This window comes from Stenotrophomonas sp. 05N423 (genome assembly GCF_056397145.1).
Genome location: NZ_JBFTMV010000010.1, coordinates 90,607 through 106,744 on the forward strand (window position 1 = coordinate 90,607; position 16,138 = coordinate 106,744).

Consider the following 16,138-nt stretch of genomic DNA (forward strand, 5'->3'; position numbering starts at 1 on the left):
CCCAGCCCACCACGAACCTCAGTAACCGTTCTTCTTCAGCCAGGCGTCGATCTGCGGCTTGCGCTCGGCGCGCAGCTTCAGCTTGGTCTGGATGCCGGTGATCGCGGTTTCCGCATCGCGGCGCGAGGTCGGGGCGATGTGCTTGTCGGCGAACGCGCGGATCTTGTCCACCATCTGCGGGTTGTCCGAACTCCTGGCCAGCCCCGGGTAGTAGCGCGCGCGCGAGGTGCTGTCGACCAGGGTGTCCACCTTCTCGCGGTGGGCCACGGCGAAGTCGAACGCCATGTCCGCATGCTCGTGCGCCACCAGGCCGATCATCTCGGCGGCGTTGGTCGCGCCCGGCTCGCCGGTCAGCGCCATGTCCAGCGCACGTTGCGCCAGCGCCTTGTCCTTCGCCTGGGCCAGCAGGCCGTAGTACTGGTCGCGCACCATTGCCGAGGTTTCCTTCTTCGCCAGGGCATGCAGTTTGTCCCAGGTGGCGGCGTCGGCATTGCGCGCGACCACGCCCAGCACCGTGCGGCGCAGGTCGGCCGGCAGCGACTCCGGGTTGGCCAGGAACGCGTCGAAGCGACGGCGCGCCTCGGCAACCACCTGCTCGTCGCCCATGGTGCTGAGCATGCGGATCAGGCCGCCGCGCAGTTGGCGGGTCTGCGCCGAATCGTCCTCGCGCGCGTCCCAGCCCAGCGACTGCAATACCGGCGACATCCGCGAACGCGCGTACTTGCGGAACGCCGCCTGGCGCGGCGCATCGCCCTTGAACAGCGCGTCGATGCCGCCCAGCGTGCCGGACACCATTTCCCACAGGTCCGACGGCGCATCGGCCGGAACCTGCGCGGTCAGGTCCAGCACGTCCGATTCCGGCTGCAGGCCCACCGCCGCCAGCGCACTGGCGTCCATCATCACGCCCAGCTGGTCCACCACCGGCAGGCGCGCGAAGCCCTGGCCCAGCGCCTTGAACTGCTCCGGCGCGTACAGCGTGCGGTAGTAGCCCTTCTGCCCGGCATTGACCAGCACCGGCCCGGCGCAGCCGGGCAGTTCCAGCGCGCCGTTGCCGTCCACCAGCGTGCGCGCGACGCTGCCGTCGGCGCCGCGCACGGTCACCGGCACGCGCCAGCGCAGCGGCACCTTGTCCTTGCGGTCGATGGTGTACTCGCCCTGCGACAGCGCCACCTGCGTCCTGCCGTCCACGCACTGGCTGGCGACGCGGATCAGCGGCACGCCCGGCTGCAGGGTGAAATCGTGCGCGACCTCAACGAAACGCTTGCCCGGCGCGGCCCTGTCCATCTCGCGCCACAGGTCGTCGGTAACCGCGTTGCCATAAGCATGCGCGCGCACGTAGCTGCGCACGCCTTCGCGCCAGGCATCGGCGCCCACGTAGTCCTCGAACATGGCGATCACCGCCGCGCCCTTGCCGTAGGTGATGCCATCGAAGGCCTGGCTGGCCTGCTCCACCGTTGCCACGTGCTGCACGATCGGGTGGGTGGTGGCGTAGGCATCGCGCCCCATCGCGCCGCGGCTGGTCATCGCCGCGCCGACATCATTGACGTCCCATTCCGGGTGCAGCTTGCGGGTGGTGCGCTCTTCCATCCAACTGGCGAAACCTTCGTTCAGCCACAGGTCGTCCCACCACGCCATCGTCACCAGGTTGCCGAACCACTGGTGCGCGATCTCATGCGCGGCCACCGAGAACACGCGCTGCTTGTCCGACACGCCGGACACCGCCGGGTCGAGCAGCAGGGTGTGCTCGAAGGTGAAGATCGCGCCCCAGTTCTCCATCGCGCTGAAGAACTGGCTGCTGCCCGGCGCGGCCACGTTGTCCAGCTTGGGCAACGGATACGACACGCCGAAGTAGTCGTTGTACTCGCGCAGCACATCGCGGCTGCCTTCCATCGCGAAGCGTGCCTGCTCCACCTTGCCCTTCTGCGTGATCACGCCGATCTCGGTGCCGTTGTCATCCTTCATCGCGGCACGCTCGAAATCGCCGGCAGCCACGAACAGCAGGTAGGTGGACATCTTCGGCGTGGTCTGGAACACCACCTGCTTCAGCCCGTTGCCCAGCGCCTTGCTGCTGGCCACCGGCATGTTGCTCACCGCCATGTCGGCCTCGGGCACGTTGATGGCCAGGTCGAAGGTAGCCTTGAAGCCCGGCTCATCCCACGAGGGGATGAAGCGCCGCGCATCGGAATTCTCGAACTGGGTGAACAGCGCGCGGCGGCTGCCGGCCTGCGTCGGGTAATCCAGCGCGAACAGGCCGTTGGCCTGGGTGTTGATGACGCCGCTGTAGTCGGTGGCCAGCGTGTAGCGCCCGGGCGAGAGCGGTTTGTCGAAACTGAAGGTCGCGGTCTGGTTCCCGGCGTCGATGCTCACCTTGGCCGGCATCGGCTTGCCGCCGGTGGCGGTGAGGGTGCTGTTGGCAAAGCGCAGGTCCGCCGCCTGCAGCACGATGCTCGACGTCCCCTCCAACACCTCCAGGTCGATGCTGACCTTGCCGTCGAACGCCATCTGCTGCGCATGCGGCGTGACTTCAACGCGGTAGTGCGTGGGCCGCGCGGTGCGCGGCAACTGGGTCGTCACCGCCTGCGACTGCGCGGCCGGCGCGGCAGGCGCCTGTCCTTGTGCGAATGCCGGAACGCCCGTGCCGGCCAATGCCAGCGTGACCGCGGTTGCCAGAATACGACGCATGCCTGTTCTCCCTGTTGTCGATGGAATCCCCAGCCATCCATCGTCATCGTCAGGAAGCCGGCCCGACAGCGCCGGAAGTCATGGTCCGTTCACATTTCCAGCACTCTGCCTTCCTGCCGCGCCGCGATCATCGCCCGGTACTGGCGTGGCGCCATGCCCACCTCGGCCTTGAACTTGCGGGTGAACGCGCTCTGGTCGGTGAAGCCGCAGGCCTGGCCGATGCTGGCCACGCTGTCCTGCCCGTGCAGCAGGTGCAGCGCGATCTGGATGCGCAGGCGCGTGAGCACCTGCTGCGGCGTCATCTGGAACACCTTGCGGAAGCTGCGCTCCAGCTTGGACAGCGAGAACCCGGTGATGTCCAGCAGGGTCTGCATGCGCACGTTTTCGGCGTAGTGCGTGTTGAGGTAGTCCAGCGCCAGCCGCAGCGGCTCGTACTGCGATTCCAGCCCGCCGCGCTGGCCCAGGTCGCGCGAGATGCCGATCAGCCCCACCACCCTGCCGTTCTCCACGATGGGCCGCTTGCAGGTCAAGCACCAGCCCGGCTGGCGGTTGGCGAACAGCTGCAGCTCCATCACGTTCTCGATCACCTCGCCGGCCAGCACGCGCGCGTCCTGGGCCACATAGGCCTCGCTCATGCCGGCCGGGTACAGCTCGTCGGCGCGCCGGCCGATCACCTCGCCGCGCGAGCGCACGCCCAACCGCTGCATCATCGTCATGTTGACGTGGGTGTAGCGGCCATCCACGTCCTTGGCGAAGAACAGCACGCTGGGAATGGCGTCGAACAGGGCTTCGATCTCGGCGGGGTCTATGCGCATCAAGCAAGGTCCAGCAGCGGTGCAATCGCCGCATTCTAGCCAACCCCTTCTCCACCGCCGGACGGTGGGCAGCCATAACGCGCCGCCAACGGCTGCTTCACCCTCTCCACCTACCGCCCGGCCTATATCTGCAAGCCCCACACACCAAGGGAGCACGGCCATGACCCAGGGCGACAAATCCAGCTACACCGACAAGCAGAAGCGCCAGGCCGAACACATCGAAAAGAGCGAAAAGGCGCGCGGCGCCAGCACCAAGACCGCCGAGCGCATCGCCTGGGCCACGGTCAACAAGCAGGACGGCGGCGGCAAGAAGTCCGGCAGCGGGCGTAGGCACGACACCCGGCACTGAGCGCATCCGGCCCGATTGCGCAACGTCAGGCCGGCGGCCGCAAGGCATCATCGGCGGTCCACCCACCGGACCATCACCATGAGCCAGCCGCCCGTTCCCACCGACTACGCCGCCGGCCAGCTGTGGCGCTGCAACGGCCGCGGGCCCGACGAGCAGCCCACGCTGCTGATCAATCGGGTGGAAACGCACCCGCTGGGCGGGCGCATCTTCCACGTCACGCTCGATGGCCTGCGCGTGCGCCACCCCGGCCTGCCCGGCGGCGTGATGACGCGGCTTGCACACGCGCCGGTCATCGAACAGACCTTCGAGCGCAGCGGCATGGCGTACGTGGGCCCGCAGGCGCCGGCCGCCGATTACCGCAAGGGCTACGACGAAAGGCGGCAGGCCTTCGACGCCGGCCGCGCCGGTTCCTTCGGTGTCAGCGTGCCGACGATTCTGGAAATCGTGGAGCGCCAGCTCAACGGCATTCCGCTGGACCAGGCGTAAGCAGATCAGCGCGTAGCGGGCGAAGCGGCGGGCGCCGGTTGCGGCGCCCTGGTATTCCGGGATGATTTCGGCCTGCCCTGCACCTGCCGCACCGAGGTGATCGGCAACGCCTCGGCACGCTGCTGCGCGGGCCACCACAGGTAGACGAAGGCACTGCTGGTGCCCAGCAGCCGCGCCTCGCCGGGCAGCGGCGCGGCATCGCCCAGCATGTGCACCCGCACCGGCGTGCCACGGCCCTTCTCGCGCACCAGTTCGCCCTTGGTCTGCACATAGACCGCCGACCCCATCAGCATGAAGGTCGCCACCACCATGCTCACGCCGGTGATCGGGTGGATGCCCACGCCATCCCAGGTCATGATCCGCGCCTGCGGGAACGCCATGCGCGCCCACCAGCGGCGGCGGCGCAGGTCGGCCACATACCCGGGGTAACGGCGGCGCAGCGCCTCCGGCCAGCTCACCAATGCCGCCAGCAGCACGCCGATGGCGAAGATCAGCACATAGGCCGGGTCGCGCAGGCCCGCCACCAGGAAGTCGCTGGCCTGCAGGTAATCGAGGATGCTGATGCCGAAGCCGTAGTAGAACCACGCGCTCGACCACAGCCCCAGAAACCCCACCAGCACATACGCGGCGGAAAACATCAGCGCCGGCTCGCGGCAACCGCGCCGCCACAGGTCCAGCACCCAGGATTCATCGCCCGCACCGACATCGGGAATCGGCGACCAGTTGATCGGTCCGGCGGGCAGCGCACCGCCCTCGGCAGCCCCGTTGTCGTCCAGCTTCCCGTGCGTCATCCCTTCCCCCTTTTCGCTGCGGCAGCATCGCCGATTTGCCGTACCCGTGGGAAGCGACGTGGGCGGCGCCCGCCATGTGACACAGACTGCCCACAGCGGCGTGCCAACAGCCCGGCCGCCCGCAGCGGCACGGCCATGGGCCGTGCGGCCGCGGCGCCTCCGCCCTCAGTGCAGGTAGTCGCCGTACGACAGCTCCGCCTCCACCCGCGCCTGATCCCTGGACACCCTTGCCGGCAACGCACGCGGCACTGCATACACCGCCGGCGCCTCTTCCACCCGCAAGCGTGCATCCGCGCCCGCCGCCAGCCGCTGCGTTTCCACCGCATCCAACACCCCGCGCACGGCCGCCGCCGCGTCGAACACCGCGCGCCCCATCGACGGCAACGTACCACCCGCCAACCCGGCCGCATCGGTACCCGCCAGCACATCGCCATGCGCGGCAAGCGTGCGCACCAGCCCATCCAGCGTATCGACCTGCGCCAGCGTGACGCCGAAGGCGTAGCCCTGCGCCTCACCTGCAGCACCACGCGCGGGCGCGTCCACCTGCGCCGCCGGCCACGACACCTCGTCCAGCACCAGGTCCACTTGGTCGCCCAGCAGTTCCAGGCAGAACGCCACCTCGGCCATGCGCACCTCGCGCGCCGGCTCGCCTGCCGCATCCGCCAGCGGCTGCATCAACCGCAGCAGGAACTTGATGTGGTCGCTCAGCCGCACCAGCCGCAGCTGGCTGTCCTCGGGCAGGTAATAGCCCGGCCGCTCATCATCCAACGCGTGCTTCGCCATCGTCGCCGCCTCCTTCCATGAAGTGGCCGCCCGCCGGGAACGGCGGACGGGAAGTCGGGAGGCTAGAAACCGCGTACAGACGGCGGGCTTATTCCCCTTGCGGGTGTTGTATTCACCGCCCTCCCGACGCAGACATCGCGTCGGCTGTGCCTGCTAGACAGGCACAAAAAACCCACCGGTTTGTCGGAGGTGGGTACCGCTGTACGGGGAGTTTCTAGGCTCCGTGAGCCAAGACTGCTACTGAAGAATACGAGTGTCAAGCAGAAGAGATCTCTGTAATTACTTCGACCAAACATTCGACAGCGACTCCGCCTGCTTTAGCACCAACTCGATAGCCGCATCTTCCCCTACCGGTGGGTACTTCCACTTCTTCAGCGTGCGTCGCACCAGAATCCGCAGTTTTGCGCGTACGCTCTCGCGTACCTGCCAATCCACCGTGGTGCTGTTGCGCAGTTTCTCGGTGATCTCGACGGCGATCTTCTTCAAGGTATCGTCGCCCAACTCCCGCACGGCGCTTTCGTTGTTGGCCAGCGCATCGTAGAAGGCGATCTCGTCCGGATTCAGCCCCAGCGCTGCTTCACGCTCCAGCGCTGCCTGGAAGTCCTTGGCCATCTGGATCAACGCCTCGATGACCTGTGCCGTCTCCACCGCTCGGTTGTGGTACTTGCGCAAGGTTTCCAGCAAGCGATCGCCGTACTTCTTCTCCTGCACTACGTTGTTACGCGCCCGTGCCTTGATCTCGTCACGCAACAGTTTTTCGAGCAGTTCCACCGCCAGGTTGCGGCTCTTCATCTGTCGCACGTCTTCCAGGAATTCTTCCGACAACAGGCCGATGTTGGGCTTGTCCAGGCCCGCCAGGGCGAAGATGTCCGCCACCCCGTCCGCCACGATAGCGTTGTCCAGGATCTGCTTGAGCGCACTGTTCTTGTCCGCGTCGGAACGCTTGCGATCTACCGTGGTGAACTTGACGATGGCAGCCTTGACAGCGGCGAAGAAGGCAATTTCCGTGCGCAGCGCCGCGGCTTCATCCAGCGTGCTGCACAGGGAAAACGCCTTGCTCACAGCCAGCATGGCATCGAGGAAACGCTGCTTGCCGTCCTTCAGCCCCAGGATATGGTTGGCCACCGGCACCAGCAGCTTCATCGCATCGGTCTCGAACCCGCTGTAGTCGAAGCCGTGCATCAGCCCGCGCACGATGTCTAGCTTCTCCAGCAGCACCGCCAGGGCTTCGGCCGCGTTGTGCGCCGGGTCGCCCTTGCCCTTGGATTCGGTATAGGTCTTGAGCGCCGCTTTCAGTTCGTTGGCGATGCCAATGTAATCCACCACCAGCCCGCCGGGCTTGTTGCGGAACACTCGGTTGACGCGGGCAATGGCCTGCATCAGGTTGTGGCCCTTCATGGGCTTGTCCACGTACATAGTGTGGCAGCAGGGCGCGTCGAAGCCGGTTAGCCACATATCGCGCACGATCACCAGCTTCAATGGGTCGGCCGGGTCCTTGAAGCGCTTTTCAAGGCGTTTCTTCACCTGCTGGCTGTACAGGTGTGGTTGCAGCAAGGGTTTGTCCGCTGCCGAGCCGGTCATCACTACCTTGATTGCGCCCTTCTCCGGGTCGGCATCGTGCCAGTCCGGGCGCAGGGCGACGATAGCGTTGTACAGCTCGGCGCAGATGTCGCGGCTCATACACACGATCATCGCCTTGCCTTCCAGCGTGGCGTTGCGTGTCTCGAAATGCTGCACGAGATCGGCAGCCACCTGTTCCAGACGCGGCTGCGCGCCGACCAGCTTGGTCAGCGCAGCCCAATCGCTCTTGGTCTTCTCGCGGGCGGTGAGGTCTTCCTCGTCCTCGATGACCTCATCTACCTGGACATTGAGTGCATCGATCTCGGCCTGGTTCACGTCCAGTTTGGCCAGGCGGCTTTCGTAGAAGATCGGTACCGTGGCACCATCGTCCACCGCATCCTGAATGTCGTAGATGCTGACGTAATCGCCGAACACCGCCCTCGTGTCTTTGTCTTCCAGGGCGATGGGGGTGCCGGTGAAGCCGATGAAGGTGGCGTTGGCCAGCGCGTCGCGCATGTGCTTGGCGTAGCCAAATACGTACTTGCCGGTCTTGGTATCCAGTCGCCCTTTCATGCCGTACTGGCTGCGGTGCGCCTCGTCGGAAATCACCACGATATTGCTGCGATTCGACAGCAGCGGGTGCTGTTCCTCATTGTCCAGCAGAGCGAACTTCTGCACCGTGGTGAAGATGATGCCACCTGCCTCGCGCGAAGCCAGCATCTCGCGCAGTTCCTCGCGGCTACCAGCCTGAACCGGCATCTGCCGAAGCAGATCTTCGGCGGCGCAGAAAGTACCGAAAAGCTGCCCGTCCAGATCGTTGCGGTCGGTCACTAGCACCAGTGTGGGGTTCTTCATCTCCGGCTGCTGCAACAGCTTGCCCGCGTAGCAGGCCATGGTGATGCTCTTGCCCGAGCCTTGCGTATGCCACACCACGCCGGCCTTGCGGCTGCCGGGCTGCACTTCCTTGCCGTAGGTGGCACGCGGCTCCTGCACTTCCAACAAGCCCTTGCTCGGGTTGCTGGCGGCAATCACCGTGGCATTCACCGCCTCGCGCACCGCATGGAACTGGTGGTAGCCCGCGATCTTCTTGATGATCTGGTCGGCGTCCTGTTCGAACAGCACGAAGTGGCGCACGTAGTCGAGAAACAGCGCAGGCTCGAAAAAGCCGCGCACCAGCGTTTCCAGCTCGAACTCCAGCAGCGGCCGGTCGTCCTCATTGGCAATCGCCCGCCAGGGCTGCATGCGCTCCTGATTCGCCGTCAATGAGCCCAGACGCGCCGTAAAGCCGTCGCTGACCACCACCGCCACATTGGCATTGAACAGGTCGCCGATCTCGTCCTTGTAGGTCTGGATCTGGTTGAAGGCATCCCAGATGTCGGTCTGCTCGGCGGCTGGGTTCTTCAGTTCGATCACCGCCAACGGCAAGCCGTTGACAAAGGCCACCAGGTCGGGGCGGCGCGGCTGTTTGGTACCGGTCACGGTGAACTGGCTGACCAGCAGGAAGTCGTTGTTGCGCGGGTTGGCAAAGTCGATCAGGTTGACCAGGTCGGTGCGCTTTTCGTCGCCTATGGAGAACTCGACCGGAATGCCAGCCAGCAGCAGTCGATGTACATGACGGTTGCGTGCAATCAGCAGCGGCTCGCTGACCGTCAGAAGCTCGTGTGCCGCCTGCTCTAGCGCCGCAGCGGGGATGTGCGGGGTGATGCGGGTGAGCGCGACTAACAAGCGTTCCCGCAGTACGGTCTGGCGATAATCAGTACGCGCAGGGCTTTCTCCATCAGGTGCAATGCTTGAACCCTGAACGTACTGCCAACCAAGCTCCTGAAACCAAGCGATGCTGTGGTCTTCGAGTTGCTGCTCCGTGATCATGCCCCATCCTCCATCAGCGCCAACAATAGGGCTTCGATAGATTCATCATGCTCTCCCTCCGGATACCAGATGGGAAATATGTTGGCTCTTGCCAAATCCTTTTTCCGCTCTACACGATCGGCCCCATCTTTTAACTCAAGGAAAGCGTAGTGCTGTGGAAGCGTGTGGGAACCTTCGGCTGAGACTACTTCTTCCATTGCCCGTAGCGTGCGGTCCGTCAAAAGGCTGCAGCCGATAAATAACAATGACTTCCCGAACAAGAAGCGTGAAAAGAATCTCTTAACAACTCCTGAGTCGCTATAGGCGTGCTCGTACTCGCCATGAAGTAGCACGCGATTTGCAATCGATTCGCATGAACCATGCAGCTTTAGAAGATATCTTCCACCAGCACTCAAAATACGCAGTGCCTCTTCCAAGTTAGTGCCAAGCACCACTTGGTCAAAGCCTTGTGATTGCCCAGAAAAGACAGACTCAAGCAATTTGTCGAAATTGGTGGTAATGATATTTGAGTCTGAAAACACAAGCGGGAGCAAATTTATTGCGCCAGCAGTCGTGCAATTTCTATCAAAGCACTCCTGTAGCTGCTTGTTGAATAACGCAGACCCAAGATCATCGTAAATTAGCTGAACTGCGCCTTCATAGTCTCCAGAATTTAACAACAACTCCAGATCATTCTCTTTGACGTGCGACTCAGACTGTAGGTCCCATAGAAATTTCGTCCACCCCGGATAACCACTAGGTATTGATATACCCGCACCAAGAAATGGAACAACATTCCGAGACTCACATGCTCTCTTGAGAGCCTTGAAACGGTTTTCGTTGTCGTGTGTGGTCAGCACTTGACCAGCCAACTCACGTAAGCCAGCCTTTCTCTCTTCAACCCAATCTTCAAAAGATAGTTGATAAGTTTCAGGCTCTAAATCTTTGAGTATTCGACTCCGCTGAAAGGTAGAACCAATGATGGTCACATCCCCTTCGGAGTTGAGATATTCATGGTACTTGGGGCGCCAGAATTCCATGGTCATCCCTCAAGTGTTTCAGAAAGCTCAACTTCACCCGACAGCAATTTAGGCAGTAAATTGTCTCGAGTATCTGCGAGAGTTGAACTTTGTTCCGCCAGTGCCTGCATCATCGAAAAAATCGAAGATGCTTTCCGCTCAAAAGCACAACCGACGTCGTGCGGCGGACGAACAATAGGGATCTTCTTAAGGTCAGAAACGTTGAGATACGGCAAAGCAGTGCCTGAAACCAATGTGTTGAAATCAATCGCGCTAAGCATCGAGTACAAAAAATATACTCCCGACTTACCTTCAACAGGACTGGCTGACATCAAATTGTTGTCAATGATCGTTGGGGTAGTCAGTAATCTGCGACGATTCGAGATCAGCGCCACGCCAATCTTGGCAAAAACTGTCGCCCCTAATGAGTGCAGTTTGGCTTTCATTTCAGACTGCTGTGCTTTGCTCACATAGTTGTTAGCTGATTGAATGAATACCTCGTTGCCAGCAAGGTTCATATCGCTAACCTTGATGAACGGATAGTCTCCCTCTGTGCTTCCCTGATGTTCTGGCTTAAATGCGCTACCAGCCGTAAAGCTGCAAACGTCACCCAGAACACCGTGCGTCCATCCCTTCGGAATATCTCCTAACTCCGACTCTTCCATGGCATCGGGAAACAGCGCGGCGGTGGTGGCGAGTTGGTCGTGGTGCTCACGGGGCATCTGGTCGAGTTCGGCATCGGTCTTGTCGCTGATGGCGCGCATGGCGGCACGCAACGGGTCTTGGCCTTGTTCAATGGCGGCTATCTTGGCCTTGACCGGGTCGAAATCGACAAACCAGGATTTGAAGATGGCCTGCGCCATGGCTTCGAGGGTTTGGTTGATGCGGCGGTTGAGACTTATCTTGTTAGTAAGTGAAAACCTAACGTTTGCTATCTCCTCCTGTTCTTCTTTGGAAGGCAGATCAACTTCTATTTTTAAAAGTTCAGATTGACGAATTCCTTGAACTGTTGACCCAGAAGCTCGTGTTGCCATCTGCCGCTGGCCCTCTGAAGAGGTTAGCCAAGCTGCTAGGTACTTTGGATTGATCAGCTTGGGATTAGGTCGCAGCCCAAACACTCGCTGCCCTAGCACGTATTTTTTATCATCTTGAAGGTAGAAGACCTCCCCCATTGGCGCTTCAGAAGTCAAGATAATGTCGCCTCCTTGCACCTCCACTGTCATCCATTTTTTATACATCTCAGGAGATGCGTACCGCATTGATTCGAAGTCAATTAAGCCGTCCGTTTTGACATGCTTTGCCGACAGAACAGGGACGCCACTTTGGGAAAAATCATCAAACCCCATCTTATTTGGAGTCTTACCGCGATGATCAATGATTAGCTCCAAGAGCTCAGAAAGCGGGAGCTTTGCTGGATTAGATGGCATAACCCAACCCCGCCAAATTTTTCCTGATTTCTGCTTCCAGCTTGGCACTCTCCGCAAACTGCTCCGCCAGTTGCGCAGTCAGCCGCTGCATCTTCTCCGCAAAGGGTTCGCCGTCGTCTTCCTGTTCAGCTGCGCCCACATAGCGCCCCGGCGTGAGCACATGCTCATGCTTGCGCACATCGTCCAGCTTGGCGGAATAGCAGAAGCCAGCCACATCCTCATACCCCTCGCCTTGCTGCCAGGCATGGAAGGTATCGGCGATTTTCTCGATGTCGTCGGCGGTGAAGTCTCGCAGCACGCGGTCTTTCATGTAGCCCAACTGGCGGGCGTCGATGAACAGAAATTCGCCGCGCCGGTCGCGCTTCTTCTTGTCCAGCGCAAAGCCGTTCTGTTTGTCGCGGGTCAGGAACCAGATGCAGGCGGGGATCTGGGTGTTGGTGAACAACTGGCCGGGCAGCGCGACCATGCACTCGACGTAGTCGTCCTCGACCAGCCGCTTGCGGATTTCGCCCTCAAAGTTGGTGTTGGAACTCATCGAACCGTTGGCCAGCAGCAGCGCCATGCTGCCGGTGGGCGCCAGGTGCCAGAGCATGTGTTGCAGCCAGGCGAAGTTGGCGTTGCCCTGGGGCGGCGTGCCGGCAATCCAGCGCGGGTCGGCGGCCAGCTTTTCGCTCCACCATTCCTTCATGTTGAAGGGTGGGTTGGCCATGACGAAATCGGCGCGCAGGTCCGGGTGCAGGTCGTTCAGCAGAGTGTCGGCCGGGCCGCTGCCGAAGTTGAAGTCGATGCCGCGAATGGCCATGTTCATCGCGGCCAGGCGCCAGGTGGTGGGGTTGCTTTCCTGCCCATAAACGCTGATCTGCCCACTCTTGCCGTTGGCGGCTTTGCCGCCGTGCTGTTCGATGAACTCCTCGCTCTGCACGAAGAAGCCGCCGGAACCCATCGCCGGGTCATACACGCGGCCCTTGAACGGCTGGAGCATTTCCACGATCAGGGTGACGATGCTCTTGGGCGTGTAGTACTGGCCGCCCTTTTTGCCTTCGGCCAGGGCGAACTGGCCGAGGAAGTATTCGTAGACGTGGCCGAGAATGTCTTTGGATTTCAGGTCCAGCGGTTGGCCCTTGCATTCCTTTGCGCTGAAGTCGGTATCCGAGAAGTGGCTGATCAGCCCGGCCAGCTTGCTGGAGTCGAGCTGCACGCGAGCGAAGTCCTTGTTGAGCACGTTCTTCAGGCGGGCGTTCTCGCGCTCGACAGCCTCCATGGCGTTGTCGATCAGCCAGCCGACCGAGCGCATTTCCTCCGGCTCGTCCTTGCCCGGCTTGTTCCACGGCAGCGCCGCCTTGGGTGGCAGTTGCGCGCAGTCGCGCAGGGTTTGCCAGCGCGCTTCCACCGGTACCCAGAACACGTTCTTCTCGGTGTAGTAGTCACGCACTTCCAGCTCGGCGGCGATGTTTTCTTCGTACTCCTGGGTGCCTGCGCCGCCGTATTCGGCCGGATCCATGTAGTAGTCATGATCCGGGTTGGTGAGCTGCTCGCGTAGTTCGCGCTGCCGTTCTTCGAAGGCATCGGAAACGTACTTGAGGAAGATCAGCCCGAGTACGACGTGCTTGTACACAGCGGCGTCGAGGTTGGAGCGCAGCTTGTCTGCGGCAGTCCAGAGCTTCTTTTCCAGGTCGTTGAAGAACTGTTGTTCTATGGGCTTCATGCACAAATGCCTTGTTCTATATATTTCATGCCGTTATGCGATCACCGGCCTACGCCCGGTGCAATACGCACCGGCTGCTTGATACGGGCACGGACTTGCTGGTAGATCGGAATGTCTTCCTTCGCTTCCAAAGTCACAGCGAGCCCGTAGGGAATGACAGCATCAAGGCGTGCGGTCGCGTCGTTTTTGCAGGTGACGCGAATGCGCAAGGTCTCACCATCCTCGAAGGCCTGGATCTGCTTCTTGCCTTCCAGCACTTCATGCTGCACCGTGCCACGCTCCACCTGATTGTGGTCACCGTCTTGACGATCCAGTTTAAGGATCTGACTGGACCATTTCCCTCCTCCGGGCTCTAGCGTCAGCTTGGCTTCTCGAAGATTGCGGTGGTCCGGATTGATTGGTGTCAGCCAAGCCAAGGTCACTGCCAGCCGCCGCCAAATCTTTTGTGAAGATAATCCGGGAGGGATCGGAAATGCATATTCATGCACCTCGTTCTCCCGTATCTCTCCGCAGCCTAGGACGGTTGCTCGCTGCGCAGTGCAGGTCAGTACACGCTCGATATCCACGACTCCATAGCCAAGGTAGCGCGTGATTACCTGCTTGAACTGACGAGAGTTGCGCGCGTCTTTCAACGCTTGTTCGATGTGTTGCTTGCCAGCGTCGTCCTGTTTGGCGCCATGTACCAGTAGCGCCTTCATCAGCACCGACATCAACGTCTCGGGAATATCCTCCCCCTCCTCGTTGCGTAGTCTGTCCAGCATGTCGTACAGCCGCACCGCACCTCGTGTGGCCAGCGCCGCCGCATTGCTGGTGCCACGCCAGAAGGCTTCGTTGTTCAAAACGCCTTGCTGTCTGCTGTCCAACGCAACTTTTTGGCCTGGTCCGACGATGGAGTTGTCGACGCTGTACAGGGTAGATCTAGCTAGCACAGGGGCGTTGTAGAGTTGCCGCCCTCCGGGCATGAGGATGTCAGGCTTTATGGAGCGTTTAAAACCAAAGCCCAGACGGGTGGCAGGACTGAACAGTGTTTGCGAAGGCAGCACATCGACACGCTGGCCAAATTGCGGATATGCATCTCCAGAATCATCGGCGTGAGCGGCGCCTACCGTAATGGCATTCATCGCTTCTGCCGGCGAAAGCAGACGCCGGGAAGCCAAGCTATTTGATATCGCTTTAACGGTGGCGCCTATCTTCTCTCCATCAGAAAGAGCGGCGAACTGCTGCTGATTGAGTCCGATATCGATCTCGCCGCAGTAGTTACCTGCGCTGACGCAGAACAGCACGCGGTGGCGGTAGGCCAGCCAGTCGAGTAACCGTGCCCAAGGACTTGGCGTATGGATAAATTCCCGCGCTGCATCACCAATGGAAAGATTGATGACTTTGACTGTAGGCGCTTGCGCGGGCACATCGCCAGAGCCTTCGAACATGCGCCGAACGGCAACATGAATACGGTCTTCAAAGAAAACATCATCCGGCATATGTTCATCGTGTTCGCGCGCATGATGATCAGGCTGCATCACCGGAATACAATACAGTTTGTGCGGTAGCGGTTCGGAATCGGGATTGCTGCGCCCCCCATGGAGAATCAAGGAAGCCATGGCAGTGCCATGCTTGCGCTCGCCAGGTTGATAAGTGGCCTCCAAACCAAAGATGTCATCAACCAGCAGTCGGTCTTTCAGCGCTTCATGCAATTGCAATGGAGCACCATCAAGGAGCGCTGCGACAGGAGGAAGGTCACTGACACTTTCGGGGAACGCAGCCGGCTCTCCCTCGCCCTCCTCAGAAACCGCCAGGCTTTGCCCGGTAGGGCGGAAATACATGATGCCGGCGAATCTGAACAGTTCTATGTCGATATCAGCTCCATCTGCAGCTACTTGACGGAGCAGCGACTGAATGGCGTGAGCAGGCAATTCGGCCTTGACCGCATGGAATGCGATCTGAGGCATATCCAGGAACGCCGAAAGCGTTTGGCCTCCGAGGCGATCCAGCAATGAACGAATTACTGCTTCATTATTTCGACGCGTCTCAATCCTCTTGCGGTAGAAAAGCTCAATCTGAAATCTGACCTTCTCTTCGGGATCAAAGGGTTCAAGCAGGTCCTGCCAGCGGTCGATCATTCCGGTTTCGACCAATGTCTCCTCGATGCCCCAGCGCCTCAGCACGTTCAATTGTTCGAAAACAGCTTTCCACTTTGTCTTTCCGTGGGGCAGGTTCCTATTGGCTTTCCATTGATCCCAAAGCGAGAGAATCTCTTGCAAGCCCGCCATGTTGCTCATGGCCAGAAACATGCGACCGCTCAGCGGCTTAACCGCAGGTTGACCGGCAGCATCTCGCTCATGGAAGCCATCATCCTCAGCCTCCAGGTCATCGATTTCCGTCTCCCCTAGCCACTCCAAGCCAGCCGCTTCAACGGCTTGTCGGAAGTCGTCCAGACGTCCAACGATCTCGATGACCAGAACCATTTCAGGTTCGAGCCCAGCCAAAGCACCAGTCAGGCTGGCCTGATAGCGTGCGAAGTCTTCTTCCAGATGTTCGATCTGTCTTCCAATACGGGCTACCTGGGTACCATGGCCGGGCAAATTCTGTTTTCCCGGAGGAAAACCGTTGCCCTTTTCTGGCTGAAGAATTCGCTTTTCAGGAAAAACCAGTAATGGCAAGTACTCATCAGGCATA

The 16,138-nt window shown here is 60.9% G+C and carries 11 protein-coding genes; 2 read left to right on the plus strand and 9 right to left on the minus strand.

All coding sequences use genetic code 11. From position 1 onward, the window contains the following. Positions 1–18: 18 nt before the first annotated feature. A complete protein-coding gene (locus AC1DGW_RS14775) occupies positions 19–2,682 on the minus strand; it encodes a M1 family metallopeptidase (RefSeq protein ID WP_478024392.1) in 2,664 nt (887 codons plus the stop codon). An 89-nt stretch (positions 2,683–2,771) separates the two neighbouring features. Then, positions 2,772–3,500 (minus strand): AraC family transcriptional regulator, encoded by a 729-nt coding sequence (locus AC1DGW_RS14780; protein ID WP_478024395.1) that lies wholly within the window; start codon positions 3,498–3,500, stop codon positions 2,772–2,774. A gap of 157 nt (positions 3,501–3,657) precedes the next feature. On the opposite strand from AC1DGW_RS14780, the gene AC1DGW_RS14785 reads away from it, so the two are divergent. Together AC1DGW_RS14785 and AC1DGW_RS14790 are read left to right on the plus strand one after the other, a co-directional pair. Then, positions 3,658–3,846: a hypothetical protein gene (locus AC1DGW_RS14785; RefSeq protein WP_478024513.1), complete on the plus strand. Its 189-nt coding sequence runs from the start codon at positions 3,658–3,660 to the stop codon at positions 3,844–3,846. Between the two features lie 78 nt (positions 3,847–3,924). Then, the gene (locus tag AC1DGW_RS14790; protein ID WP_478024397.1) at positions 3,925–4,332 is read left to right on the plus strand and encodes a hypothetical protein; all 408 of its coding nucleotides are present in this window, start codon (positions 3,925–3,927) and stop codon (positions 4,330–4,332) included. Between the two features lie 5 nt (positions 4,333–4,337). Here AC1DGW_RS14790 and AC1DGW_RS14795 read toward each other — a convergent pair whose 3' ends face one another. From AC1DGW_RS14795 to AC1DGW_RS14825, 7 genes are all read right to left on the minus strand, one after another. Beyond that, positions 4,338–5,123, minus strand: a complete 786-nt coding sequence (locus tag AC1DGW_RS14795; RefSeq protein ID WP_478024399.1) for a hypothetical protein — start codon at positions 5,121–5,123, stop codon at positions 4,338–4,340. A 165-nt stretch (positions 5,124–5,288) separates the two neighbouring features. After that, entirely contained in the window at positions 5,289–5,906 is a 618-nt protein-coding gene (locus AC1DGW_RS14800) for an XAC0095 family protein (protein ID WP_478024401.1), read from the minus strand. Between the two features lie 279 nt (positions 5,907–6,185). After that, complete coding sequence (locus tag AC1DGW_RS14805) at positions 6,186–9,335, minus strand: type I restriction endonuclease subunit R (protein WP_478024404.1); 3,150 nt, start codon at positions 9,333–9,335, stop codon at positions 6,186–6,188. Beyond that, positions 9,332–10,354: an SIR2 family protein gene (locus tag AC1DGW_RS14810; protein ID WP_478024406.1), complete on the minus strand. Its 1,023-nt coding sequence runs from the start codon at positions 10,352–10,354 to the stop codon at positions 9,332–9,334. Before AC1DGW_RS14810 ends, AC1DGW_RS14805 begins: the two co-directional genes overlap by 4 nt. 2 nt (positions 10,355–10,356) lie before the next feature. Continuing rightward, positions 10,357–11,808 (minus strand): restriction endonuclease subunit S, encoded by a 1,452-nt coding sequence (locus tag AC1DGW_RS14815; RefSeq protein WP_478024408.1) that lies wholly within the window; start codon positions 11,806–11,808, stop codon positions 10,357–10,359. Further along, complete coding sequence (locus AC1DGW_RS14820; RefSeq protein WP_478024410.1) at positions 11,750–13,465, minus strand: class I SAM-dependent DNA methyltransferase; 1,716 nt, start codon at positions 13,463–13,465, stop codon at positions 11,750–11,752. The genes AC1DGW_RS14815 and AC1DGW_RS14820 overlap by 59 nt, the downstream gene beginning before the upstream one ends. A gap of 41 nt (positions 13,466–13,506) precedes the next feature. Next, the gene (locus tag AC1DGW_RS14825; protein WP_478024414.1) at positions 13,507–16,137 is read right to left on the minus strand and encodes a S8 family peptidase; all 2,631 of its coding nucleotides are present in this window, start codon (positions 16,135–16,137) and stop codon (positions 13,507–13,509) included. Position 16,138: the final 1 nt, after the last annotated feature.

Coding starts and splice junctions, on each gene's coding strand:
- AC1DGW_RS14775 (WP_478024392.1), bottom strand. CDS start 2,682: ATGCGTCGTATTCTGGCAACCGCGGTCACGCTGGCATTGGCCGGCACG.
- AC1DGW_RS14785 (WP_478024513.1), top strand. CDS start 3,658: ATGACCCAGGGCGACAAATCCAGCTACACCGACAAGCAGAAGCGCCAG.
- AC1DGW_RS14790 (WP_478024397.1), top strand. CDS start 3,925: ATGAGCCAGCCGCCCGTTCCCACCGACTACGCCGCCGGCCAGCTGTGG.
- AC1DGW_RS14795 (WP_478024399.1), bottom strand. CDS start 5,123: ATGACGCACGGGAAGCTGGACGACAACGGGGCTGCCGAGGGCGGTGCG.
- AC1DGW_RS14800 (WP_478024401.1), bottom strand. CDS start 5,906: ATGGCGAAGCACGCGTTGGATGATGAGCGGCCGGGCTATTACCTGCCC.
- AC1DGW_RS14805 (WP_478024404.1), bottom strand. CDS start 9,335: ATGATCACGGAGCAGCAACTCGAAGACCACAGCATCGCTTGGTTTCAG.
- AC1DGW_RS14810 (WP_478024406.1), bottom strand. CDS start 10,354: ATGGAATTCTGGCGCCCCAAGTACCATGAATATCTCAACTCCGAAGGG.
- AC1DGW_RS14820 (WP_478024410.1), bottom strand. CDS start 13,465: ATGAAGCCCATAGAACAACAGTTCTTCAACGACCTGGAAAAGAAGCTC.
- AC1DGW_RS14825 (WP_478024414.1), bottom strand. CDS start 16,137: ATGCCTGATGAGTACTTGCCATTACTGGTTTTTCCTGAAAAGCGAATT.